Below are 24803 nucleotides of genomic sequence, written 5' to 3' on the forward strand. Positions count from 1 at the left end.
GATGCCCCATCGGCCACGACCTGGCGGTGGTCGACGCCCTCGCGCACCGCATCGCCGTGATACATGAGGGTAAACTGGTCGAGCAGGGTGCCAGTGACCAGATACTCCGTGCCCCAGAGACCCCTACACCAGCGCCTCATCAGTGTCGTTCCCGTGCCTGATCCCGTCGAGCAGCATGCTCGTCGCGAGGCGCGACAGATCGCAGAACAGCAGACCAAGGATTAACAGTTATGGCAATAGCCACGCGTGAAGACCTCCGAAACGTGGCCATCGTCGCCCACGTCGACCACGGCAAGACCACACTGGTCGACGCCATGCTCAAGCAGACGAACTCGTTCGCCGACCACGCGCACGTCGAGGAGCGTGCGATGGACTCGAACGAGCTCGAGCGTGAGAAGGGCATCACGATCCTCGCCAAGAACACGGCGATCTCCTACAAGGGCAAGCACGCCAAGAACGGGCCGATCACGATCAACGTGATCGACACCCCGGGTCACGCCGACTTCGGCGGTGAGGTCGAGCGCGGCCTGTCCATGGTCGACGGCGTCGTGTTGCTCGTCGACGCGAGCGAAGGGCCTCTCCCGCAGACCCGCTTCGTGCTGCGCAAGGCGCTCGAGGCCAAGCTCCCCGTCATCCTGCTCGTGAACAAGACCGACCGACCGGATGCCCGCATCGACGAGGTCGTCGGTGAGAGTCAGGATCTCCTGCTCGGGCTGGCCGCCGATATGCACGAGGACGTTCCCGAACTCGATCTCGACGCGATCCTCGACGTGCCCGTCGTCTACGCCTCCGGCCGCAACGGCGCCGCGAGCCTCACCAAGCCGGGAAACGGCGAGCTCCCAGACAACGACGATCTCGAGCCGCTGTTCGAGTCGATCCTCGAGCACATCCCAGCGCCGAGCTATGATGACGAGCACCCGCTGCAGGCGCACGTCACCAATCTCGACGCCTCTCCGTTCCTCGGACGCCTCGCTCTGCTGCGCGTCTTCCATGGGACGATCAAGAAGGGTCAGACGGTCGCCTGGGTCAAGCACGACGGCTCTGTGCACACTGTGCGCGTGACCGAGTTGCTCATCACCAAGGCGCTCGATCGCTACCCCGCCGAGAGCGCCGGTCCCGGCGACATCGTGGCCGTCGCCGGCTTCGAGGACATCACGATCGGCGAGACCCTCGCGGATCCCGAGGATGTGCGCCCGCTGCCGACCATCACGGTCGACGACCCGGCGATCTCTATGACGATCGGCACGAACACCTCGCCGCTCATCGGCAAGGTCAAGGGGCACAAGCTCACGGCGCGCATGGTCAAGGATCGCCTCGATCGCGAACTCGTCGGGAACGTCTCGCTCAAGGTCGTCGACATCGGCCGGCCGGATTCGTGGGAGGTGCAGGGTCGTGGCGAGCTCGCGCTCGCGATCCTGGTCGAGCAGATGCGTCGGGAGGGCTACGAACTCACGGTCGGCAAGCCGCAGGTCGTGACCAAGCGTGTCGACGGCACACTGCACGAGCCGTTCGAGCACCTCACGATCGATGCGCCCGAAGAGCACCTCGGGGCGATCACGCAGCTCATGGCTGCTCGCAAGGGCCGCATGGAGAACATGTCCAACCACGGCACCGGCTGGGTGCGCATGGAGTTCATCGTCCCGTCGCGCGGCCTCATCGGCTTTCGCACGGAATTCCTGACGATCACGCGCGGAACCGGCATCGCCAACGCCATCTCGCACGGTTACGACGAGTGGGCCGGTGAGATCGTCACGCGCAACAATGGCTCGATCGTCGCCGATCGCTCGGGCGTCGTCACGCCGTTCGCCATCATCGCGCTGCAGGAGCGCATGACCTTCTTCGTCAACCCGACTGAGGAGGTCTACGAGGGCATGGTCATCGGCGAGAACTCGCGCGCCGACGACATGGACGTGAACATCACCAAGGAGAAGAAGCTGACCAACATGCGTCAGTCGACCTCCGACACCTTCGAGTCGATGACCCCGTCGCGCCAGCTTTCGCTCGAGGAATGCCTCGAGTTCGCTCGCGAGGACGAATGTGTCGAGGTGACCCCGGAGGCCGTGCGCATCCGTAAGGTCGAACTCGACGCCACCGCTCGTGCGCGTGCGACCTCGCGTCTGAAGAAGCAGAACCAGAGCTAGCATTCGGCGGCGGAGCCCCTCCGCCCTCCGCTCCGGAAGGCCATTGCGCCAGGTGTGGTCGGCCCTCCCCTTGGTCGACGGGTCTACTATGCGTTGCCGCTCGCGGGCGCCACGTCGTAAGCTGGCACGGTGGGGTACGCATCTGTGTTCGGTGTGGAGAACGCTCCGCGGAGCGAACGGAGTCCCACTATGTACACAGTCCGCAGACGGGTCACGATCCCTCTCGCGATCGTCGCGGCACTCGCCGTTACGCCTGTGCTCGCCGGATGTCTCGGCAATCCCGTCGAAGGCATCATCAACGGCGCCGTCGAGAAGGCGACGGGTGGCGATGTGAGCCTCGGCGGAAAGCTTCCAGACGGATGGCCGAGCGAGGTGCCGGTGATCGAGGGCGACATCCTTTTCGGCGCGGGCAGCTCGGCGAGCGGGAGCGAAGGCTGGGTGGTCACGATCGCGTCGAAGGCCGCCGATCCGCTCGAAGACGCCAAGGCGAAGCTGATCGCGGCCGGATTCACCGAGGACGCGAACGTAGCCAATGGCCAGGCCGGGCTCGTCGCCGTGAAGAACGACAACTACGGTGTGCTCGTCGCAGGCAGCAAGGACGGCATCCTCTACACCGTGACGCCCATCACCCCGTAGAAGGCGGCGCTGGCGGGGGTGTCGTCGATCAGGTGAAGAGCGTGGCCCCCACGTAGCTTCCCTCGGCCGCTCCGGGCGGTACGGCGAAGATCGCCGAACCGACATGCCTGATGTACTCGTTGAGGGCATCGTTCTTGGCGAGGTTGAGTTGCACGTCAATGAACTGTTTCGGCGACCGTTGAAAACTCAGGAAGAACAGCCCGGCGTCCAGCCGCCCGAGGGGGTCGTTGCCATCGACGAAGTTGTATCCGCGCCGGAGTATTGCGGTCCCGTTGTTCGTCGATGGGTGCGCGAGGCGCATATGCGCGGCACGGTCGATGAGCGGCTCGTCGTCGCGGCCCGTCGCCTCGAAGTCCGGTGGAGTGAACTCAGTCCCGCCGGAGAGCGGTGCGCCCTCTCCCTTCGTGCGCCCGATCACGGCCTCCTGCTCGCGCAGGATGGTGCGATCCCAGGTCTCGATCGTCATGCGGATGCGGCGGGCGACGAGGTAGCTTCCGCCTGCCAGCCAGGCGGGACCGTCCTGCGGCTGCACCCAGATCTGCGTGTCGACCGTCGCGGTGTCCTCTGCCTTGACGTTGTTCGTGCCGTCCTTGAACCCGAACAGGTTGCGCGGCGTGGTCTGCGCCGTGCTCGTGGATGAGGTCCGGCCGAAGCCGAGTTGCGACCAGCGCAGCGACGCGCGGCCGAAGGCGATGCGCGAGAGGTTGCGAATGGCGTGCACGGCGACCTGCGGGTCGTCGGCGCAGGCCTGGATGCAGAGGTCGCCGCCACTGCGCTTCTCTTCGAGGGCGTCTCCGGGAAAGTGCGGGAGCTCGACGAGTCGCTCGGGCCGGCGATGGGCGATGCCGAAACGGTCGACGCCGTCGCCGGACTCGAACAGACTCGGACCGAACCCGACGGTAATCGTGAGCCCGGCGGCCGGCAGGTCCTGTGCCTCTCCGGTGTCCTGCGGCGGTGCGTCGTACGGCCCGCTCACCGCGCCGAACTCGCCGATCTCCCGGCCGGCGGTCATCGCGCCGGCTGCGATCGTCCAATCCTGCAGGAGCTCGATGAGATCGGTGCGCGTCGTCTCGGCGGCCATGTCGAACGCGGCGAAGTGCAGGCGATCCTGGGCAGGTGTGACGATGCCCGACTGGTGCGCACCGTAGAAGGGGTGGTTGTCGGCGGATTGCGCTCCGCCCGTCGAGCCGGATGCGCCGTGCATCGCGCCATCCGCCGCCATCCCGAGCCCGAACCCCGCCACACCGACACCCGTGAGACCGAGCAGGCCACGACGGGACAGTCCTCCTGTCCGCTGCGGTTGATCCTCGGTCATTATCTGAGCACGAGTGCGGCGGTGAGCTGGTTGAGGGGTTCGCCGAGCGCGTTCACCTGGTCGGAGAACGACTTGATCTCTGCGGGGGTCAGCTCGGTGTAGCGCGTGAAGCCCTCACCGACGCGCTGCGCGTCGAGAAGCGCCTGGAGTTTGCCGAACTCGCGGTCGAGCGTCGCGGCGAGCTTCTCGTCTTTGGCTACCAGGATGTCGCGGACGCCGCCGTAGAGCACCTTCGCGCCGTCGATGTTCGCCTGGAAATCCCACAGATCGGTATGCGACCAGAACTCCTCCTCGCCCGTCACCTTGCCCGTCGCGACCTCGTCGAGCAAGCCGATCGCGCCGTTCGTCTGCTGCGCGAGAGTGAACTCCAGGTCTTGGACCTTGGTGTTGAGGCTCTGGGTGTCCCCGACGAGCGACGCGGCGAGCCGCTGACGCTTCTCGGCCGAGTACGCCTGGAAGTCTGCTCCGGCCTCCTCCGGCCACAGGTCCTTCTCGATCGCGTGCCAGCCGGTCCACTCCTGTCCCTCCTCCAGGTCGGCTTCGCGGAGGTCGAGCTTGGGATCGAGATCGCCGAACGACTCGGCGATGGTCTCGACGCGCTCCCAGTGGACGCGGGTCGGAGCGTAGAGCGAGCGAGCCGTGTCGTCGTCGCCGGCGGTGTAGGCCGCGGCGAACGCCTCGGTTCCGGCCACGAGCTGGGAGACCTGGTCCTTCACGTAGGCGGTGTAGTTCACGTTTGCCGCCTCGACCTGCGCGGCGAGGTCGGCGTCGGCGGCGAAGTCGTGCCCGGAGTCGGTGACCGTGAAGGCGGCCTTGCCGACGCCCTCGCCGATCATGCCGGGCTTGCACACCGTGAAGTAGTTTCCGGGGCGCGCCTGCACGACGAGATCGCGGCTGATGCCGGGACCGATGTTCTCGACCTCGCCGACGATGCGCAATCCGTCCTCTGCGAGCAGGTAGAACTCGGTGACCTGTTCGCTGGAGTTGGTGACGGCAAAGCTCACGTTGCCGCTGGGGGCTTCGGCGGCCGAGACGGTGCAGGCGTCGGCGCTGCTTTCCACGGTCAGGGCGGCATGCGTCTCGCCGGTGGGCTTGTTCGCCACGCAACCCGTGAGGAGCAGAAGGCCGGCGCCGGCCGCGGCGGTGAGCATGGTTGGTCGGAAGGTCATGGTTCTCCTGTGGATCGAGGGGGAGGGGAGGGAGGTCAGCCGGCTGCGGCGGCGGCGGTCGGGCGCTGCGCCTGTCGTGCCGGACGTCGACCCTGGCGGCTCTTGAGGATGAAGAGGGTCATGGTGGGGATGACGTAGGCGAACCAGACGGTGAGCTCGAGCCAGGTCGTCGCCGGAGAGAAGTTGAGCGTGCCCTTCAGCAGGGTGCCGTACCAGCTGTCCGGGGGTACGGCTGCCGACACATCGAAGGCGAGATCGTGCAGCCCGGGAAGGACGCCCGCTTCCTGCAGATCGTGGACCCCGTAGGCGAGCACCCCTGCCGCGACGACGATCAGAATGCAGCCGGTCCAGGTGAAGAAGCGCGACAGATTGATGCGCAGCATCCCCGTGTAGATGAACCAGCCGAGCACGACCGCCGTGAGGACTCCGAGTGCGGCTCCCGCGAGCGGCATCGTCGTCTCTCCGGTAGCCTGCACCGCCGCCCAGATGAAGAGCGCGGTCTCGATGCCCTCCCTGCCGACGGCGAGGAACGCGACGACGACGAGCCCCCACGCGGTGCCGTCGAGGTGGCGGTCGACATCGCCCTGGAGATGCCCTGTGAGATCCCGTGCGGTGCGCAGCATCCAGAAGACCATCCAGGTGACGAGACCGGTCGCGACGATCGAGAGCGTGCCGCCGATCGCCTCCTGAGCCTCGAACGAGAGCCCGTACGTTCCGAAGGTCAGCACCGCCCCGATGGCGAGAGCCAGCAGCACCGCAAGACCGACGCCCGTCCAGATGCGCGGAAGTACATCACGGCGGCCGATCTTGACGACATAGGCGATGAGGATCGTCACGATGAGGGCGGCTTCGAGGCCCTCGCGCAGGCCGATCAGATAGTTAGCGAGCACAGGTCTTCCAGAAAAGGAGGGGGTGAAGGATGGTAAGGCTAACCTTACCGTATGAGACTCTAACCCCGAAGGCCGTCGGCTGTCTAGTTAGGATTGCGAATGGGAGACGGCCTCCCGGACGAGGACGGTGGCGGATCGTGGTCATGGCAGGCCGGGAGGAACGCGTGCTGCTGGTCTTCCCCGATCCGTACGACGCGCTGCTCCGGGCGGGGGGAACCATCGCCCGGCTCGCCGAGGACGGCGCTGGAACCCTCGTGCTGACGTCGGTGCCGGAAGTCGCGGGCGTAGACGAGGCGCTCTACCTCATGGGCGCCCGCGAGTGTCGTGTCGTGACCATGGACGCGCACGCCGCGATCGCCTCGGCGATCGACGAGCAAGACTCGACCGCGATCATCGTGCCGCACCAGGACACGAGCGCCTTCGAGCGCGATGAGCTCGGTCTCGTGCGCCTGGCCGTCGCCGAGGCATCCGCCCGTCGACTCCCGCTCTACCTGGCGGTGAACGACATTCTGCCGGTCGGGCGGCGGCTGAAGGCGATCGATGTGTCCGATCAGCTCGACGCGAAGCTCGATGCCATCTCATCATGCACAGGCATCTCGGTCGATGGCCGGATCGTGCGGCGAGACGGTGCGGAGGCGCGGAGCCTGGGGGAGACGGAAGCCTTCGTGCGACTGAGCGCTCCCGGCGCGCTCGAAGATTCGCCGCCGAGCGTCGGGAGTCGCATCGTGACGGGCGTCCTCGCCTTCTTCGTGGGGGCAGTGTTCGGGGCCATCGGCACGATCGCGCACCAGTCGACCGTCGAGGTCGCCGGTGTCGACGTCCCCTGGGGGCTCATCCTCTCTCTGTCCGGTATCACGGCGCTGTTGGTCGGGCTGCGACTCGTCCTGAACGACCGGCTCATCGTGCTCGCGACCGCCATCGGCCTGCTCGGAACGATCTTCTTGCTCTCGCTACGGAGCACCGGCGGGTCTGTGCTGATCCCGCAGAGTGCGCTCGGTCTTGTCTGGACGGTCGCTCCGACTCTCATCTCCACGATCGTGCTCGCCTGGCCGCGTCTGCCCGCTCGCCTGTCTCGGCGCGCGTAGACTAGAAGCCCACTCGTGAAGGGAACCGGACCACTGTGACCTATGTCATCGCTCTTCCGTGTGTGGATGTCAAGGATCGTGCGTGTGTGGACGAGTGCCCGGTCGACTGCATCTACGAGGGCGAGCGTTCGCTCTACATCCACCCCGACGAATGCGTCGACTGCGGAGCCTGCGAACCCGTCTGCCCCGTCGAGGCGATCTACTACGAAGACGACCTCCCCGAGCAGTGGGCCGACTACTACACCGCCAACGTCGAGTTCTTCGACGACATCGGCTCACCCGGCGGCGCAGCCAAGATCGGCGTCATCGCCAAAGACCACCCCATCATCAGCGCACTCCCACCACAGAGCCACTAGCACGTCGTGAAGCAGATTCCCGAATACCCGTGGGACCTGATGGCCCCGCATGCTGAGCGAGCTCGCGCGCATCCGGATGGGATCGTCGATCTGTCGATCGGCTCGCCTGTAGACCCGACCCCGCCGATCATCCGCCAGGCTCTCGCCGCCGCCACCGACGCGCACGCCTATCCGCAGACGACGGGAACGCCAGAACTGCGCCGTGCGATCGTCGAGTGGTTCGAGCGTCGTCGTGGCGTGACCGGACTCGCCGAGAGGAATGTGCTGCCGACGATCGGCTCGAAGGAACTCGTCGCCCTGCTGCCCTTCCTGGCGGGAGTCGGCGATGGCGACGTCGTCGTGCATCCCCGCGCGGCCTATCCGACGTATGCGATCGGGGCGGCGATCGCCGGGGCGACGGCCTTCGCGTCCGACGATCCCGGCGAGTGGCCGGATGCCACGAAGCTCATCTGGTTGAACAGCCCTGGCAATCCCGACGGCCGGGTGCTGCCGGTCGAGCACCTGCGTGCTGCCCGGGAACGTGCCCGTGAACTCGGCGCGCTCATCGTGAGCGACGAGTGCTACGCCGAGCTCGGCTGGGACGCCCCGTGGGATACCGAGCGGGTGCCGAGCATTCTCGATCCGCGCGTCATCGGTGGCGACCGGCACAATGTGCTCGCCGTCTACTCGCTCAGCAAACAGTCGAACATGGCCGGATATCGCGCTGCCTTCGTCGCCGGATGCTCCGCCGTCATCGACCGGCTTCTCGCCGTGCGCAAGCACGCGGGACTCATGCTGCCCGCTCCGCTCCAAGAGGCCATGATCGCGGCGCTCGGCGACGACGGGCATGTGGAGCGGCAGAAGCAGATCTACCGCGCCCGCCGCGATGTCCTGTTGCCGGCCCTTCGGCGGGCCGGGTTCCGCATCGATCACGGTGAGGCCGGCCTCTACCTCTGGGCAACGGAGGGCCGGGATGCCTGGCGGAGCATCGACCGGCTCGCCGGACTCGGCATCCTCGCCGGGCCCGGGCACTTCTACGGCTCGTTCTACCCCGACCATGTTCGGTTCTCGCTCACCGCGAGCGACGAGCGCATCGCCGCCGCCGCCGAGCGCCTCGGCTAGCCTCGCCCCTCAGACCGTGGTGTCGTACAGACGGTCACGGTCCCTGGTTAGACATGTGCTCCAACGGATTCCGCTATCCTTTGGCGGATGCAACGGTAGGCGTTCACTCGGATTAGGCTGTAAGCGGGTCTACACAGTCGCGGCACAACCGGCGACGTGCGTCCCGAGTTTTCCACTCACGAGGAATCAGGGAGGCGCCGTGGGCGACGTCGAGCAAGCACAGGCCACAGCGAGACAGGTTGCGGCGGCGCCGGTCCCGGCGCCGTTGACGGCGACGCTGAGCTACCCGGGCGGTCAGGCAGAGTTCCCCGTCGTCCCGAGCGTCGACGGACCGTCGAGCATCGATATCTCGAGCCTGACCCGCCAGACCGGTTTGACCAGTCTCGACTACGGTTTCGTCAACACCGCCTCGACCAGGTCGGCCATCACCTTCATCGACGGCGAGAAGGGCATCCTGCGTTATCGCGGATATCCCATCGAGCAGGTCGCCAAGAGGGCCACCTTCCTCGAGACGGCCTGGCTGCTCATCTACGGAGAACTGCCGAGCGCGAGCGAACTCGAGGAGTTCGACACCAAGATCCGTCGGCACACCTTGCTGCACGAGGATCTCAAGCGCTTCTTCAGCGCGCTCCCGCACAACGCCCACCCGATGTCGGTGCTGTCGTCCGGCGTCTCGGCGCTCTCGACCTACTACCAGGACTCGCTCAACCCCAAGAACCCCGAGCACGTCGAACTCGCGACGGTGCGTCTGCTCGCGAAGCTGCCGGTCATGGCGGCGTACGCGCACAAGAAGAGCATCGGCCAGGCCTTCCTCTACCCGGACAACTCGCTGAGCTTCGTCGACAACTTCCTCAAGCTCAATTTCGGCAACCTCGCTGAGCCCTATGAGATCGACCCGGTGCTGAGCAAGGCGCTCGAGCGCCTGCTCATCCTGCACGAAGACCATGAGCAGAACGCCTCCACCTCGACGGTCCGCCTCGTCGGATCCACGGAGGCCAACCTCTTCGCCTCCGTCTCCGCCGGCATCAACGCGCTCTTCGGCCCGCTGCACGGCGGCGCCAACGAGGCCGTCCTCGCCATGCTCGCGCAGATCCGCGACTCGGGAGAGGGCGTCGGCCGCTTCGTCGAGCGCGTCAAGAACAAAGAAGACGGCGTCAAGCTCATGGGCTTCGGACACCGTGTCTACAAGAACTACGACCCGCGCGCCAAGCTCGTCAAGGAGAGCGCCGACGAGGTGCTCGCTGCGCTCGGCGTGCACGACGACCTGTTGGAGATCGCCAAGGAGCTCGAGGCGATCGCCCTCGAGGATGACTACTTCAAATCGCGTCGCCTCTACCCGAACGTCGACTTCTACACCGGCGTCATCTACAAGGCCATGGGCTTCCCCACGCGCATGTTCACCGTGCTGTTCGCGATCGGCCGCTTGCCCGGCTGGATCGCCCATTGGCGCGAGATGAACACCGACCCGCAGACCAAGATCGGCCGCCCGCAGCAGCTCTATACGGGTGCCGCGGAGCGGAGCTTCCCGGCGCGCTAGGTGTAGCTAATCGCCTGCTGCCCGTGTGCCGTGTCTTGCACCGGGCTCGGCACTATCCGGTCGGCCGGAGCATGAGGGAGTCGCGCGCAGTCTCGACAATCGTGTCGAGACCGTATACCCACCGACGGGTGCGGTTCGTCTGCCACAACGACGTCTGATCTGCATAGTTCGGGTGGAAGGCGTGACCGGAGGCGCCCGTGAGATTGACCCAGGTCGAGTCGTCGAAGTCGGCGAGGCTGATCACCTGGCGCATCGACGGCACCCAGTCGGCCTGGTAGCCGTTCCGTGCGTCCCAGCCGACGGCGTCGACCACGGCCGACCCTCCGCCGAGCTCGTACGGGCCGCGGTTGAACAACCACTCGAGCGCTCCGATGCCGGACGTGCCGAAACTCGCGTTCGTGAGCTCAAGGGTGTGCAGGCGTCCCCACGACCACCGTTTCTGATCGCGGCCCATGCGTTCGACGCCTTCCGACCAGGCCTGCTCCATGGCGTATTCGAGCATGGCATCGCGTCCGGCTATGCCCCGTTTCTCGTTCGTCCACCAGGGCGAGTCCGGTTGATCGAGCAGGGTGCCCACCACCGAGAACCAGCGGTCGCCGCCGGCGGGGGCTGTGCCTTCTGGCAGCTTGTCGGCGAACATCGCATCGAGCAGATGCCGCCAGGTCATGTTGAAGAACGCCGCCGATGGGCTGTCGACATCGTCGTGGAAGTCCCAATCTGCAAGCAGTTCCTGTCCCTTGGCCGGATCGCCGTCGATGGTCAGGCCGTTCAGCACCGGCACGATCTGCGCGGCGTTCGCGTCGAAGGTGTCCGCCTGGATGGAGTCCATCGTGTCGATCGTGATCCTCGCGCCGGAGCCGATCGCCTCCTGAAGCAGCGCCGTGATCCGTTGCGCGCGGTAGCCGAGGTCCCAGTCCTTCGTGATCATGCCGGGAGTGTCGGGACCGACGGCGGCGTTGTTCGCCGTCACAATGAGGCCACTCGGCGGGTTGTGCAATCGGGGCAGCTGATCGAAGGGGATGAAGCCGTTCCAGTCGTAGGCGCTCGTCCAGCCGGGCACCGGCAGCGTTCCGTCGCCGCTGTTGCGCACCGGAATGAGGCCAGGCGCCTGATAGCCGATGTTGCCGTCGACATCCGCGTAGAGCAGATTCTGCGAAGGAACCTCGAAGAGTCGTGCGGCCTCGCGGAACTCGTCCCAGTTCTGGGCACGGTTCAGCGCGAAGATGGCGCCCGCCGTGCGTCCGGGCGTCAGTGCCGTCCACTGCAGAGCGAGTTCGTAGACGCCGGACGGCTGGCCGACAGCCGCAGGGTAGTCCGCACCGATCTCTCCGAAGTCGCCGGAGATACCGGTGACGATCGGGCCGTGCCCGGTCGCGAGGATGTCAATCGTGACGGGATCGCCCCCGGCGACCGTGATCGTCTCGCTGTGCTGCACGAGCGGTTGCTGGATGCCGTCGAGCTCATAGGTCTCGCCGGACACCTTCTCGAGATAGAGGTCGGCGACGTCTGGGCCGAGGTTCGTGAAGCCCCAGGCGATGCGGTCGTTGTGCCCGATGATCACCCCGGGGAGCCCCGAGAAGCTGTAGCCCGCGACCGAGAAGGGGCATTTGGGCGAGAGGGTCTTGCAGTGGAGACCCACCTGATACCAGATGGAGGGCATGACGGGGCCCAGGTGCGGGTCGTTCGCGAGGATCGGCAGTCCCGTGTCCGTGAGACTCCCGGCGGCGACCCAGGAGTTGGAGCCGATCTCGCCGCCAGCGGGGCCGACGAGTTCGGGGAGACTCGCGAGGGCGGTCTTGAGCCCGTGCAGGGCTGTGACGACGGCCGGGTCGGTGATCGGCGGAACCTGTGTCGTCGAGAACGATGCCGGCGCGGAAGCCTGCGGTGCGGGTCCAGCGACGATGGTGGGGTGTTTCGCATAGGGATAGTCCGGGTGCAACTGTGCGACCTGCTCAGGGCTGAGCGTCGTCGACAGGAGGGCGCGATCGATCTCGTCCTCGAGGTTCGACCGCAGATCCCAGGCCATGGCCTTGAGCCATGCGACCGAGTCCGCCGGCGTCCACTCCTCGGGGCTGTAGCCCGGGTTCTGCAGGCCGAGGACTGCATATTCGAGCGACAGCTCCGCGCCGGAGCGGGTCGCCAGATAGGCGTTCACGCCATCCGCATAGGCCTGGTAGAAGGCCAGAGTCTCCGGCTCAAGAAGCTGTACCTCCTTCTCGGCGATCGCACGCCAGCCGAGCGTGCGGATGAAGGAGTCCGTGCCGATCTGGCTCTCGCCGAACAGCTCGGAGAGGCGCCCTGACGTCACGTGCCGCCGAAAGTCCATCTCCCAGAAACGATCCTGAGCGTGCACGAAGCCCTGCGCGAGGAAGAGGTCTTGCGCGCTGTCCGCGACGAGCTGAGGTACTCCCGCGTCGTCGCGGTAGATGGTCACCTCGTGTTCGAGGCCCGGAACATCGAGGGAGCCGGACAGGGTCGGGAAGGATCGCTGAACTGTCCAGACTCCGATGCCGCCCGCGATCACGACGAGGACGAGCAGAGCGACCAGGACGGCGACGAGCGCCTTCAGACCGCGGTGGCGTTTCGCGCGCGGGGCATCGGTTCCCACTTCACTCCTTCGTGACGTTGCGTGGTGCATACGAGCGGTAGAAGCGAGCGTACCGGACGGGCGGCGTGCGGATCGCGACGCCCGGCCGACGCCTCAGGCGTGCAGGGTCTCGTTGAGCACGATTCCCAGGCCGCTGCGTTGCAGCACCTCGACGGCGCCGCTCAGCGAGTTGCGGCGGAACAGCAGATTCGGCACCCCCGAGAGCTCCGCGGCCTTCACCGTTCTCGTCGGGGAGCCAGGGGCAGCGGTCGGGTCGACGACCAGAACCTTCGTTCCCGCGGTGACGTAGAGTCCCGCCTCGACGACCGTGTCGTCTCCGATCGAGATCCCGATGCCAGAGTTCGCCCCGAGCAGCGCGCGTTCGCCGATGGTCACCCGCTGAGTACCGCCACCCGAGAGCGTGCCCATGATGGAGGCACCGCCCCCGATGTCGGAGCCGTCGCCGACGACGACGCCCTGCGAGATGCGACCCTCGACCATCGATGCGCCGATGGTGCCCGCGTTGAAGTTCACGAAGCCCTCGTGCATCACGGTCGTCCCTGGGGCGAGGTGGGCGCCCAGCCGTACGCGCGAGGCATCCGCGATTCGCACCCGCTCCGGCGTGACGTAGTCGAGCAGGCGGGGGAATTTGTCGAGTCCGGTCGCCTGGATGCCCGCACGCCGCAAGACCGGTCGCAGCCGGTCGAAGTCGGCCGGGAGCATCGGGCCGGCGTTCGTCCAGACGACCGCAGGCAGGTGGGCGAAGATCCCGTCGAGGTTGACGGTGTTGGGCCGGGCGAGCAGATGCGAGAGCACGTGCAGGCGAAGGTAGGCGTCGGGCGTGCTCTCGGGTGCGATCGCGAGGTCGACGTCGACCGTGACGATGTCGATGCGCACGTTGCGACGGTCGTCGGATCCGGCGAGGGCCTCGAGCTCCGCGGGGGCGATCCACCGTTCCCGACCGGCGGGCAGGGCGCCGAGCGCCGGGGAAGGGAACCACGTGTCGAGCACGGTTCCGTCGGCTGCGACGGTGGCGAGACCATAGCCCCAGGCGGGTGTCGACGGGTGAGGAATCGGAGTACTGTCGGCCATGGTTCCAGCGTATCGGCGGCCAGGGCCGTGTGACGCCGAGCCGTAGACTGGGGGTATGCCAGAGCTCGACACTACTGCCGCCGCTCCCATCGCCATCGACCTGTCCGCCGATTGCGTCGACATCACCAGGGCGATCTGCGACATCGAGTCCGTCTCGGGGAACGAGAAGAGCCTCGCCGACGCGATCCAGGTGGCCCTCTCGGGGTTCGCGCACCTCGAGATCATCCGCGACGGCGATTGCGTCGTCGCACGTACAGACCTCGGCCGGGCGCAGCGCGTCGTCATCGCGGGGCACCTCGACACCGTCCCGGTGAACGGAAACCTCCCCACCCGCTTTGAGACCGTGGACGGCCGTGACTACCTGTGGGGGCGGGGCACGGTCGACATGAAGGCGGGCGTCGCCGTGCAGCTCAAGCTCGCGGCCGAACTCATCGCACCCGTCGTCGACATCACCTGGATCTGGTACGACCACGAGGAGGTGTCGGCCGATCTCAACGGTCTCGGTCGTCTCGCGGCTGGCCATCCTGAGCTCTTCGTCGGCGACTTCGCGATCCTCGGCGAACCGAGCAACGGACACGTCGAGGGTGGATGCAACGGCAACCTGCGTGTCGAGCTCCGCGCGCGGGGGGTGCGGGCGCACTCGGCGCGCGGCTGGGTCGGCGAGAACGCGATCCACAAGATCTCACCGATCCTCGAGCGTCTCGCGGCCTACGAGCCGCGCCAGGTGGAGGTCGAAGGTCTCGTCTACCGCGAAGGGCTCAACGCCGTCGGGGTCGCGGGCGGCGTCGCCGGCAATGTGATCCCCGACGAGGCCATGGTCCACGTCAACTACCGTTTCGCGCCCAGCCGTTCGGTGGCCGAGGCGGTCGAGCATCTCCGCGAACTGTTCCCCGAGTTCGAGTTCGCGGTCGTCGACCAGGCCGAGGGGGCTCGCCCCGGACTGGATGCCCGGCTCGCCCGCGAGTTCGTCGCCGCCGTCGGCGCGGAGGCGCGGCCCAAGTACGGCTGGACGGATGTGGCGCGGTTCAGCGCCCTCGGCATCCCCGCCGTGAACTTCGGTCCCGGGGATCCGCTCAAGGCGCATGCCGACGACGAGCGTGTCGAGTTGCTGCAGATCGCACAGACCGAGCGGGCACTGCGGGCGTGGTTGAGCGGTCGTTGAGTACAGTGACCGCGCGTCCGGCCGCCACGACGGTGGCGACCACCGGCCATGGCAAGGCGCTGCGCGTGCGCTACCGGATGACGCCGTGGTGGGTGCGCGTCATCGTGGTCTTCGTCGTGGCGCGCCTCGTCACGACGGGGCTCGTGCTCGTGCTCGCGAGCGTCCAGGGCCGCAACGCCTGGACCGGCGCCCATCCGGACTACCTCGACTTCGCGAACATGTGGGATGCCCGGTGGTACAACGTCATCGCCGTCTCCGGCTACCCGACCCACCTTCCGCTCACGCTCGACGGGCAGGTCGACGAGAACGCCTGGGCGTTCATGCCGGCATACCCTGCGGTCGTCCGCGTCCTGATGGGGTTGACCGGCTTCTCCTGGGAACCGCTCGCAGTCTTCGTCTCGCTCGTGTTCGCGCTCGGCGGCGCCCTGCTGTTCTACCGGCTCATGCGCCACAGCTTGGACGCGTCGGCGAGCCTCTACGCCGTCGTGCTCTTCTGCTTCGCCCCGCTCTCGCCCGTGCTGCAGTTCGGCTACGCGGAGTCGATGCAGCTGTTCCTCCTCATTCTCGCCCTGCTCCTTCTGCTCGAGCGCCGGTACTGGCTGCTTTTCCCGGTTGTCGCCGTCATGGCGCTCACCCGGCCGACCGGGCTTGCGTTCGCGCTCGCACTCGGTCTGCATGTGATCTGCCGCTGGCTCACGCGCGCTCGCGACCCGTTCCCGGTGCGCGAGCGGGTTGCGGCGGCGTCCATCGCCGTATTCAGCGGCATCATGGGCTTCTCCTGGCTCATGCTCGCGGCGCTCGTGACGGGCATGCCCATGGCGTACACCGAGACGGAGCTCGCCTGGCGGGCACCGTACATCGGGTATCAGGAGCTCCTGCCCTTCACGCCGTGGTTCCAGAGCGGTGCGTGGTGGTTCGGCGTTCCGCTCGGCGCTATCGTCGTGATCGCCCTCCTCATCGGCTTCGCGCTGTTGCTCTTCACGCCGGCGGTCGTGCGACTCGGCGTCGACCTGCGGTTGTGGCTCGCGAGCTATGCGCTCTACCTGTTCGCGGTGTTCTTTCCTCAGTCGAGCGTCTTCCGCCTGCTCATGCCGATGTTCCCCCTCCTCGGTGCCGTCGCGCAGCCGCGCTCCCCGTTGTACCGGGTCGCGATCGTCGTGCTCTTCGTCGCACTGCAATGGGGCTGGTTGCTCCTCTGCTGGGGGATCGACGGCGCCGACTGGAGTCCGCCGTGACCGGGGATCGACGGTATCCGTCAATTTCGGGATGTCGCCCGGATGCACGATAATGGGAATGTCTTGCCACGAAAGGGGATCTCAATGGCGGCCATGAAGCCACGGACCGGAGACGGGCCAATGGAGGCTGTAAAGGAGGGTCGCCTCATCATCGTGCGTGTTCCACTGGAGGGTGGAGGCCGCCTGGTCGTCTCGGTGAACGACGCCGAGGCCAGAGAACTCCACGACGCCCTCGCAGAGGTCGTCACTCCGGCATAGCTCCGGACTCTTGTGCCAAGCCCTGGATGTATGTCTGCGACTCCAGCCGGCTTGGCACAGCCGTGTCAGGCGTGCAGCTTAGTGATCTGGAGCAGCCCGTCGCCGACGATCGAGAGGGCGCTCACGACCGCGCTGGAGGCGGCGATCTCCGATACGAGCGTGCGGAACCCCGTCGCGACGTCGTCGCGACGGGCGGGGTCGGCGACCCGCCCGCGCCAGAGCGCGTGCGGAACGAGAACCGTTCCGCCTGGCCGTGCCAGACGCAGACCGTGTTCGACGTACTCGATCACCGATCCGGGGTCGGCGTCGACGAAGACGATGTCGTACGAGTTCTCGTTCATGCGCGGCAGCACGTCGAGCGCTCGACCAGTGATGAGACGCACACGATTGGCGGCTATCCCCGCCTCGACGAAGTTCGTGCGCGCATGCTGCTGGTGTTCAAGCTCGGTGTCGATGGACGTGAGCGTGGCGTCCGGAGCGCCGGTCAGCAGCCACATTCCTGAAACACCGACGCCGGTGCCGATCTCGACGATGGCTCCCGCTCCCGTCGTGGCCGCGACGACCGCCGTCTGAGCGCCGACTGCGGGTGAGACGGCATCGACGCCGAGTTCGAGCGACTGCTGCCTGGCCTTCGCCACGGCCTCTGCCTCGACGACGACGTCGTCGGCGTACTTCCAGTTCAGGTCATTGTCAGACACGCTGTTGCTCCCGTAGGTGTGTGGAACCCAGACTACGACCGCATGCGCCCCGGTCTGGGGATGCCTCGCCGGGCGTTATCCTGATGGGGTGTCCGGTTTGACTTTCGAGAAGGTGCTCATCATCGGGGTCATCGCCGTCTTCCTGCTCGGCCCGGAGAGGCTCCCGCACTACGCTGCGCAGCTTGGCCGGTTCGTGCGCCAGCTTCGTGACATGGCCAACGGAGCCAAAGACCGCGTGCGTGACGAGATGGGACCCGAGTTCGACGATCTCGACTGGAAGAAGCTCGATCCACGCCAATACGATCCGCGGCGCATCATCCGCGAGGCACTCATCGACGAGGACCCGATGAAGGACCTTCTGAAGCCGACGGTCTCGCGCTCCGTCAACCCTGATTCCGCTTACCTGCAGCGCAAGCGCAGCGTCGTGAAGGCTGGGGAGGCCACACCCTTCGACTCCGAAGCCACCTGACAGTCCCCTCGGTCGTGGCCTCTCCCGTCGGCGAACTCAATCACGGCGAGCCCGATCACCGGAGGCAGTCAGTAGTTCTCACCCTCGCTTGGCGCCGACCGCACCGTCTTCGGTCTCGTAGGCCTCGGTGTACGCCTTCTCGTCGGCCACGAGGTGGTCGTCGGCACTCATCGTCGTTTCGTCGAATGGCAGGCGGCCCGCGAGGACCTCATTCAGCTGGGCGCCATCGATCTGCTTAGTCCACGTGCCGATGAGAACGGTCGCCACGGCGTTGCCGGTGAAGTTGGTGACGGCACGCGCCTCCGACATGAAGCGGTCGATGCCGACGATGAGTCCGACGCCGTCGAGCAGATCCGGCCGGTGTGCCTGCAGTCCGCCGGCGAGTGTCGCGAGGCCTGCCCCGGTGACGCCCGCGGCACCCTTGGAAGCGATCACCATGAACACCAGAAGTGAGATCTGCTCGGGAAGGCCGAGTGGAGTACCCATCGCGCCCGAGATGAAGATCGACGACATGGTGAGATAGATGGCGGTTCCATCCAGGTTGAACGAGTACCCCGTCGGCACCGTGATACCGACGACGGGCTTGGACACCCCGAGATGCTCCATCTTGGCGATGAGGCGCGGAAGCGCGACCTCGGACGACGAGGTGCCGACGATCAAGAGGTACTCCCGCGCGAGGTACTTCATGAGCAAGAAGATGCTGACTCCCGTCGCGAGCCTCAGCAGACCGCCGAGCACGACGACGATGAAGATTGCGCAGGTCAGGTAGAAGGCGACCATCAAGGTTGCGAGGCTCAGGATCGCCTGCAAGCCGGCACTGCCGACCACGGCCGCGATGGCGCCGAATGCGCCGATGGGTGCGACCCACATGATCATCGCCAGGATTCGGAAGACGAGACCCTGGATCAGCCGGATGCCATGAAGGATCGGCTCTCCTCGTGCACCGAGCTTCTGAAGCGCGAAGCCGACGAGAAGAGCGACGAACAAGGTCTGGAGAATGCTGCCACCGGTCAGAGCCGACAGGAGCGAGGTGGGGATGATCCCGAGGATGAAGTCGGTCGTCGTATGGCCTTCGGCCGTCGTGGGGGCGTCATAGCTGACGCCGGTGAGGTTGAGGCCGTCGCCAGGATGGATCAGATTCCCGACGACGAGACCGATCGCGAGAGCGAACGAGCTCATGGCCATGAAATAGCCGAGAGCGAGACCTCCCACTTTGCCGACGGTCGCCGCCTTCGCTATCGAACCGACGCCGAGAGCGATCGTGCAGAAGATCACCGGTGCGATCATCATCTGGATGAGCGCGACGAACGCGGTGCCGATGGGTTTGAGTCCGACCGCGAACCCTGGGGCGCTCAAACCGACGGTCGCCCCGGCGGCTACGGCGACGATGACCGCGAGATAGAGAAAGTGGGTGCGGTCGAGCTTCTTGCGTGGGGCCGCGGGCTTCGTTGCCATGGTCTACCCTCCATTGGGTGAGGTGTCCGTTCGATGACGGATCGATTGCTTGCAGGTCATCCTGGGCGACCTCCCCGGTGTTGGCCGAGTTGCGTTCATACTGTTCGTAGCGCGGGGAGGCCGCTGCGGCCGCGCGCGGTCTAGGGTTGTGGTCGTCGGCGCGGCTCCCGCAACGAGGCGAGGAGATCATCATGAGAGCCCGGATCCGTCGTGTCAGCATCGCGGCACGGCTCTTCGCACTCCAGGTGCTCGTCGTCGCGCTGCTCACGGTTCTCGCCGTGATCGTGCTGCTCGCCGACGCCCGGCGTGATGTGGAGCAGGATGCCGAGATGAAGACGGCCGCCGTCGCGAATTCGATCGCCCATGATCCTTTCGTGATCGATGCCGCGCAGTCACAGGATCCGAGTGTGTCGCTGCAGCCATATGCGGTCGAGCTCATGGCCGCGACGCGCACTGATTTCATCACGATTCTCGCGCCGGACCGCACACGTTTCACCCATCCGAATCCCGAGGAGATCGGCAAGCCGTTCCGAGGCACGATCGCCCCGGCCCTCCGGGGCGAGACCATCACAGAGACCTACACGGGCACCCTGGGTCCATCGGTGCGCACCACAGTGCCGATCGAGAGCGCAGCCGGCACAGTCGTCGCGATCGTCTCGACAGGCGTGACCGTCGCGAATCTCGGGGTGGCAATTCAGGCGCGCCTGCCGATTCTGGTGGCTGCCGCGCTCGCCGCACTCGCGCTCGGCGCGTTCGCGTCCTGGTTGCTCAGCCGCTATCTGCGCAGAACGACCGGGAGTCGTGGACCCGAGGAACTGGGACGGATGTTCGCCTATTACGAGAGCGTTTTGCACGCCGTTCGCGAGGGGCTCCTCCTCGTCGATCGCGAAGGAATGCTCGTGCTCTACAACGACGCGGCGGCCGCTCTGCTTGGTTTGCCAGTGCCCGATCGACGGTCCGTTCCCGTCGCGCTCTCGGCCGTCGGCCTGCCCGAGCCGCTGTCCAGGGTCATCCTGCGCGGCGAGCGCGTCGTCGACGAACTCATCGTCACCGATTCTCACGTTCTGGTCGTGAACCAGGAGAGGGCCGTCTCCGGAACCGATGCCGGACGAAGCCTGGGAACCGTCGCGACGCTGCGTGACCACACCGAGCTCCAGAGGCTCACGGGTGAGTTGCATTCGATGCACACTCTCGCCGATGCCCTGCGTTCGCAGACCCATGAGTTCTCGAACCGGATGCACGCCGTCATCGCCCTCATCGAGCTCGGTCGCGCCGATGACGCCGTCGCCTTCGCGACCGATGAGCTCGATGTCGGCCGCCGATTCGCCGATCAACTGCTCGCGGCAGCCCATGAGCCGATCTTCGCCGCCATCCTCCTCGGCAAGTCTGCGCAGGCGAGTGAGCGTGGAATCGAGTTCCGCGTCGACCTCGACCCAGAGTTGGGGAGTGTCGGGCTTCCCTCGGTCGAGCTTGTGACGATCGTCGGCAACCTCCTCGACAACGCAATGGATGCCGTGGCAGGGACGCCAGGGTCGTGGATCGCCTTCTCCGCTAACCGCACAGAAGGGGAGCTCATGATCAGGGTCTCGGACAGCGGCCCCGGATTGAGCGGCACGGAGGTGGAGCGGGCCTTCGAACGTGGTTTCAGCACGAAATCATCTGGAGCAGCGTTCGGTCGTGGAGTCGGCCTCGCCCTCGTGCGGCAGGCGGTACGCCGATTGCACGGAACTGTGACGGTTCGCGGATCGCATTTCGATGTGCGGCTTCCGCTTGCAACACCCGGTTCGCCGTGGTGCGACGAAGGACCGGTCGCGCGGTGACCGCCGCTTCCCGTCCGCAGCTCAACGTCCTCGTCGTCGACGACGAGGAGCTCGCCGCGAGCGCGCACGCCGACTTCGTGCGGAGGATCGAGGGACTCGGGGTGGTCGGGGTCGCGCATACCGGAAGTGAGGCGATCCGCGCGCTCAGGGTTTCCGCCGAGGACGGTTCGGAGTCCGCCCGGATACACCTCGTGCTGCTCGACATGAACCTGCCTGACATGCACGGCCTCGAACTGTGCCGTCGACTGCGTTCCTCCGGACTTGCCGTCGACGTGATCGCCATCACCGCGGTCCGCGATGTCGACGTGGTACGGGCGGCGGTATCGCTCGGGATCGTGCAGTACCTCATCAAACCGTTCGGCTTCGCCATGTTCGCCGAGAAGTTGCGTGCGTATCTTGCCTTCCGCGCACGGCTCGACGAAACGGCTGGCACTGCGAGCCAGCACGAGGTCGACCAGTCCTTCGCGCGCCTGCGGGCCCCGACGCATCCCGTGCTCGAAAAAGGACTGTCCGAGGAGACGCTCACACGGGTCGTCGCTCTTCTCCGGGAGGGCGGAGAAGCTGTGTCCGCGAATGAGCTCGGCACCGTGCTCTCGCTTGCGCGGGTCACGGCGCGTCGCTATCTTGAACATCTCGTCTCGTCGGGGTTCGTCGAACGGAGCGCGCGTTACGGAACGCCTGGACGCCCCGAACTCGAGTACCGTTGGATGCGGTAGCCGGTCGAGCGTCGATCGGCGTCTGAAGAACCGATATGCCGCCCCGGCTATCTTGGAAAGAGACCGAGCGATCGGCCGGACAGTTCGCGTCCACGCCTCGCGAGTGTCTCGGCGACCTCGAGGATCGCCCGGCTGGCCGGGTCGTCCGGATGGGAGAGGACGACCGGTGTTCCAGAGTCCCCGCCGCTGCGAAGGGACAGGCTCAACGGCACGCGGGCGAGCAGCGGCACCTCGGAATCCTGCCCTGCCGAGAGGCGGCGTGCGACCTCGGCACCGCCGCCGGCGCCGAAGAGATCGAGCACGCTGCCGTCCGCCTGTGTCAGCCCGGCCATGTTCTCGATCACACCATAGATGCGCTGGCCGGTCTGGCGGGCGACGATGCCGCTGCGTTCCGCGACGTCGGCCGCGGCCGGTTGCGGGGTCGTGACGACGATGACCTCGGCATGCGGGAGCAACTGGCCGATCGAGATCGCGACGTCGCCCGTGCCAGGGGGCAGATCGAGGAGCAGCAGGTCGAGATCGCCGAAGTAGACATCCGTGAGGAACTGCTGGATCGTGCGGTGCAGCATCGGGCCGCGCCAGGCGACAGCGGCCGAACTGTCTTCGACGAACATGCCGATCGAGATGACCTTCACATCGTGTGCGACGGGGGGCAGGATCATCTCGTCGACCCTGGTCGGCTTGACGGCGCGAACGGCGCCGTCCGTCGCTCCGGGAACCGGCTCGACGAGGCCGAGGATCCCGGGGATCGAGAACCCGTACACGTCGGCGTCGACGACTCCGACGCGCAGCCCCTTCGCAGCGATGGCCACGGCGAGATTCGCGGTGATGGTGGATTTGCCGACGCCGCCCTTACCGCTCGTCACAGCGTAGACGCGCGTGAGCGAGTCACGGGTGAACGGCATGGTGCGGGCGGTCGCCCCTCCGCGGAGCTTCACGGTGAGAGCCTTGCGTTCGGCGACGGACATGATCGAGATCTCGATCCGGGCATTGCCCGCTCCGACGACCGTCTCGACGGCCGAGCGGACGTCGCGTTCGATGCGGTCGGCCGCGGGACATCCGACGATCGTCAGCTTGATGCCGACATTGGCGACCCCCGTAGCGTCGACCGAGATCGCCCCCACCATGTCGAGTTCGGTGATGGGGCGGCGGATCTCGGGATCGATGACGTTCTCGAGTGCCGTGCGGATGGCCTCCGTGCTCACGTCGGGGCGTCCTTCTCGGCCTCGCCGCGCTCGTCCAGCTGTTCGAGGAGCGAACGCAACTCGGCGCGGATGAAGTCCTTCGACGCCATGTCCTTCACCGCGAGACGCAGGGCCACGACTTCGCGTGCGAGGTACTCGGTGTCGGCGAGGTTGCGTTCGGCCCGCTGGCGATCCTGCTCGATCTGCACGCGGTCGCGGTCGTCCTGTCGGTTCTGGGCGAGCAGGATCATCGGGGCGGCGTAGGAGGCCTGCAGCGAGAGGATGAGCGTGAGCGCGGTGAACCCGATCGCGGCGGAGTCGAACCGCCAGGCGTCTGGTGCATAAGTGTTGAACGCGAGCCAGATGAGGCAGAACACCGTGAGACCGAGCAGGAACCACGGCGTGCCCATGCCGCGGGCGATCGACTCGGTGAAGCGACCGAAACGATCTCTGCTCGCTCGGTTGCGGGAGCCGACGACGGAGCCGCGCAGGCCTTTCGGCGCGTCGAGCCTGATGTCCGTCTTATGGGCTCGTACCATTGCCGGTCCTCCTTCCGCCCTGGATCGGGATGCTGCCTGTTCTCAGCTGAGCACGCGCCGCCGCGCGTCTGCTCACGTCGTCGTCGTCCGCGTGACTTCTCCAGTCGTCCGGGAGCAGGTAGTCGAGAACATCATCAATGGTCACCACCCCGACAAGCCGATGATTGTCGTCGACGACGGGAACCGAGACGAGGTTGTAGCTCGCGAGGATGCGCGACACCTCTGCCGCAGATGTATCGGGGTAGACGGGGTCGAGCCCCACGTCGAGCAGCGTGCCGAGGCGTTCGTGCGGCGGATAGCGCAGCATCCGCTGAAAGTGCACCATGCCGAGGAAGCGCCCGGTCGGCGGTTCGTACGGCGGCAGTGTCACGCAGACAGCGGCACCGATCGCGGGAGCCAGCTCGTGGCGGCGGATGAGGGCGAGTCCCTCGGCGACGGTCGCATCGGCCGAGACGATGATGGGCTCGGTCGTCATGAGACCACCCGCGGTGTCCGGTGCATAGCTGAGCAGCATGCGCACGTCGTCGGCCTCTTCGGGCTCCATGAGTTCGAGGAGGTGCTCGACGCGGTCCTCCGGCAGAGCGGCGATGAGGTCGGCCGCGTCGTCGGGCTGCATCTGGTCGAGCACATCGGCCGCACGATCGTCGTCGAGCTGGGCGAGGATCTCGACCTGGTCGCTTTCTGGCATCTCCTCGAGCACATCGGCGAGGCGGTCATCCGGCAACTCCTCGGCGACCTCGTGCCGGCGCTGCTGCGGCAGGTCGAGCAGGGTGTTGGCGAGGTCGGCCGGCTTCAGCTCCGAATACGTCGCGATGAGCTGTTCGGCGGACTGCGCCCGCCCAACGCTCGTCTTCTCGCGAACCTCCTGCCAGCTGGCGAATGTCGTGGCGCCCTTCGCGAACGGCGAGGCACTCGTCTTCGGGCGTCGCACGAAGAGCTGGCTCACCTCCCATTCGCCCTGGCCGCGTTCCTCGATGGCGACATCCTCGATCGTGGCCTCCCCGGAACCGTCGTTGAAGGCGACGGTGCGCCCGAGCATCTCGGCGATGACGCGCACCTCTCCGCCACGCTGCTCGAAACGACGCACATTGATGAGACCGGTCGTGATGATCTGGCCACTGCCGATGCTCGTGACCCGACCGATCGACACGAAGACACGTCGTTTGCCGGGAATCTCGACGATGAGTCCGACCACCCGCGGCGGGTCGCTCCTGCGGTAGACCACCAGCAGGTCGCGCACTTTGCCCACGCGGTCGCCTGCTGGGTCGAAAACGGTGCACCCTGCCAATCGGGCGACGAAGACTTTGGCGGCACTCATCACTCAAATCTATGCCCTCCGAGCCGGTATCCATGCGCTC

The 24803-nt window shown here is 66.6% G+C and carries 22 protein-coding genes; 12 read left to right on the plus strand and 10 right to left on the minus strand.

Annotated features, from left to right (window positions below):
- Positions 1–230: 230 nt before the first annotated feature.
- Together typA and ACFQB0_RS02635 are read left to right on the plus strand one after the other, a co-directional pair.
- Positions 231–2141, plus strand: coding sequence for a translational GTPase TypA (gene typA / locus ACFQB0_RS02630; protein ID WP_386727244.1), 1911 nt, complete (start codon positions 231–233; stop codon positions 2139–2141).
- 189 nt (positions 2142–2330) lie between these two features.
- Positions 2331–2777, plus strand: coding sequence for a hypothetical protein (locus ACFQB0_RS02635; RefSeq protein WP_386727247.1), 447 nt, complete (start codon positions 2331–2333; stop codon positions 2775–2777).
- Between the two features lie 28 nt (positions 2778–2805).
- Here the strand turns inward: ACFQB0_RS02635 and efeB are convergent, their stop codons facing one another.
- Genes efeB through efeU form a run of 3 tightly spaced genes read right to left on the minus strand, consistent with a single transcriptional unit; the run spans position 2806 to position 6151 of the window.
- Entirely contained in the window at positions 2806–4092 is a 1287-nt protein-coding gene (gene efeB / locus ACFQB0_RS02640) for an iron uptake transporter deferrochelatase/peroxidase subunit (protein WP_386727250.1), read from the minus strand.
- Positions 4092–5261: an iron uptake system protein EfeO gene (efeO, locus tag ACFQB0_RS02645; protein ID WP_386727253.1), complete on the minus strand. Its 1170-nt coding sequence runs from the start codon at positions 5259–5261 to the stop codon at positions 4092–4094. The genes efeB and efeO overlap by 1 nt, the downstream gene beginning before the upstream one ends.
- Positions 5262–5296: 35 nt before the next feature.
- Positions 5297–6151: an iron uptake transporter permease EfeU gene (gene efeU, locus ACFQB0_RS02650; protein WP_386727256.1), complete on the minus strand. Its 855-nt coding sequence runs from the start codon at positions 6149–6151 to the stop codon at positions 5297–5299.
- A 143-nt stretch (positions 6152–6294) separates the two neighbouring features.
- Here efeU and ACFQB0_RS02655 point away from each other — a divergent pair, with 143 nt between their 5' ends.
- The 4 genes from ACFQB0_RS02655 to ACFQB0_RS02670 all read left to right on the plus strand — a co-directional run bounded on the left by ACFQB0_RS02655 (position 6295) and on the right by ACFQB0_RS02670 (position 10230).
- Positions 6295–7236 carry a hypothetical protein gene (locus ACFQB0_RS02655; RefSeq protein ID WP_386727259.1) on the plus strand — a complete coding sequence of 314 codons (942 nt, stop codon included), beginning with the start codon at positions 6295–6297 and terminating at the stop codon, positions 7234–7236.
- Positions 7237–7271: 35 nt separating this feature from the next.
- Positions 7272–7592 (plus strand): ferredoxin, encoded by a 321-nt coding sequence (fdxA, locus tag ACFQB0_RS02660; RefSeq protein WP_386727262.1) that lies wholly within the window; start codon positions 7272–7274, stop codon positions 7590–7592.
- A gap of 6 nt (positions 7593–7598) precedes the next feature.
- Positions 7599–8693: a succinyldiaminopimelate transaminase gene (gene dapC, locus ACFQB0_RS02665; RefSeq protein WP_386727264.1), complete on the plus strand. Its 1095-nt coding sequence runs from the start codon at positions 7599–7601 to the stop codon at positions 8691–8693.
- A gap of 265 nt (positions 8694–8958) precedes the next feature.
- On the plus strand, positions 8959–10230 hold the full coding sequence (locus tag ACFQB0_RS02670; RefSeq protein ID WP_386729609.1) for a citrate synthase: 1272 nt from the start codon (positions 8959–8961) through the stop codon (positions 10228–10230).
- Positions 10231–10282: 52 nt separating this feature from the next.
- Here ACFQB0_RS02670 and ACFQB0_RS02675 read toward each other — a convergent pair whose 3' ends face one another.
- Together ACFQB0_RS02675 and dapD are read right to left on the minus strand one after the other, a co-directional pair.
- Positions 10283–12838, minus strand: coding sequence for a penicillin acylase family protein (locus ACFQB0_RS02675; RefSeq protein WP_386727267.1), 2556 nt, complete (start codon positions 12836–12838; stop codon positions 10283–10285).
- Positions 12839–12931: 93 nt separating this feature from the next.
- Positions 12932–13909 (minus strand): 2,3,4,5-tetrahydropyridine-2,6-dicarboxylate N-succinyltransferase, encoded by a 978-nt coding sequence (dapD, locus tag ACFQB0_RS02680; RefSeq protein ID WP_386727269.1) that lies wholly within the window; start codon positions 13907–13909, stop codon positions 12932–12934.
- A gap of 55 nt (positions 13910–13964) precedes the next feature.
- Between dapD and dapE the strand changes: the two genes are divergently transcribed.
- From dapE to ACFQB0_RS02695, 3 genes are all read left to right on the plus strand, one after another.
- Positions 13965–15071: a succinyl-diaminopimelate desuccinylase gene (gene dapE / locus ACFQB0_RS02685; protein ID WP_386727272.1), complete on the plus strand. Its 1107-nt coding sequence runs from the start codon at positions 13965–13967 to the stop codon at positions 15069–15071.
- A 5-nt stretch (positions 15072–15076) separates the two neighbouring features.
- A complete protein-coding gene (locus ACFQB0_RS02690; RefSeq protein WP_386727274.1) occupies positions 15077–16306 on the plus strand; it encodes a hypothetical protein in 1230 nt (409 codons plus the stop codon).
- 84 nt (positions 16307–16390) lie between these two features.
- A complete protein-coding gene (locus ACFQB0_RS02695; RefSeq protein WP_386727276.1) occupies positions 16391–16564 on the plus strand; it encodes a DUF3117 domain-containing protein in 174 nt (57 codons plus the stop codon).
- 65 nt (positions 16565–16629) lie between these two features.
- On the opposite strand, the gene ACFQB0_RS02700 is transcribed toward ACFQB0_RS02695, so the two are convergent.
- Complete coding sequence (locus tag ACFQB0_RS02700) at positions 16630–17262, minus strand: O-methyltransferase (RefSeq protein WP_386727279.1); 633 nt, start codon at positions 17260–17262, stop codon at positions 16630–16632.
- A gap of 88 nt (positions 17263–17350) precedes the next feature.
- On the opposite strand from ACFQB0_RS02700, the gene ACFQB0_RS02705 reads away from it, so the two are divergent.
- Positions 17351–17731, plus strand: coding sequence for a sec-independent translocase (locus ACFQB0_RS02705; protein WP_386727281.1), 381 nt, complete (start codon positions 17351–17353; stop codon positions 17729–17731).
- 78 nt (positions 17732–17809) lie between these two features.
- Here ACFQB0_RS02705 and ACFQB0_RS02710 read toward each other — a convergent pair whose 3' ends face one another.
- Positions 17810–19186 (minus strand): cation:dicarboxylate symporter family transporter, encoded by a 1377-nt coding sequence (locus ACFQB0_RS02710; RefSeq protein ID WP_386727284.1) that lies wholly within the window; start codon positions 19184–19186, stop codon positions 17810–17812.
- A 191-nt stretch (positions 19187–19377) separates the two neighbouring features.
- Here ACFQB0_RS02710 and ACFQB0_RS02715 point away from each other — a divergent pair, with 191 nt between their 5' ends.
- On the plus strand, positions 19378–21006 hold the full coding sequence (locus ACFQB0_RS02715) for a sensor histidine kinase (protein ID WP_386727287.1): 1629 nt from the start codon (positions 19378–19380) through the stop codon (positions 21004–21006).
- Complete coding sequence (locus ACFQB0_RS02720; protein WP_386727290.1) at positions 21003–21722, plus strand: response regulator; 720 nt, start codon at positions 21003–21005, stop codon at positions 21720–21722. The genes ACFQB0_RS02715 and ACFQB0_RS02720 overlap by 4 nt, the downstream gene beginning before the upstream one ends.
- Positions 21723–21769: 47 nt before the next feature.
- Here ACFQB0_RS02720 and ACFQB0_RS02725 read toward each other — a convergent pair whose 3' ends face one another.
- Genes ACFQB0_RS02725 through ACFQB0_RS02735 form a run of 3 tightly spaced genes read right to left on the minus strand, consistent with a single transcriptional unit; the run spans position 21770 to position 24763 of the window.
- Complete coding sequence (locus ACFQB0_RS02725; protein ID WP_386727293.1) at positions 21770–22927, minus strand: Mrp/NBP35 family ATP-binding protein; 1158 nt, start codon at positions 22925–22927, stop codon at positions 21770–21772.
- Positions 22924–23445: a DUF1003 domain-containing protein gene (locus ACFQB0_RS02730; RefSeq protein WP_386727295.1), complete on the minus strand. Its 522-nt coding sequence runs from the start codon at positions 23443–23445 to the stop codon at positions 22924–22926. The genes ACFQB0_RS02725 and ACFQB0_RS02730 overlap by 4 nt, the downstream gene beginning before the upstream one ends.
- Positions 23429–24763 carry a magnesium transporter MgtE N-terminal domain-containing protein gene (locus ACFQB0_RS02735; RefSeq protein ID WP_386727296.1) on the minus strand — a complete coding sequence of 445 codons (1335 nt, stop codon included), beginning with the start codon at positions 24761–24763 and terminating at the stop codon, positions 23429–23431. Before ACFQB0_RS02735 ends, ACFQB0_RS02730 begins: the two co-directional genes overlap by 17 nt.
- Between the last annotated feature and the right edge of the window lie 40 nt (positions 24764–24803).

Source organism: Luethyella okanaganae, assembly GCF_042660285.1.
GTDB lineage: Bacteria > Actinomycetota > Actinomycetes > Actinomycetales > Microbacteriaceae > Luethyella > Luethyella okanaganae.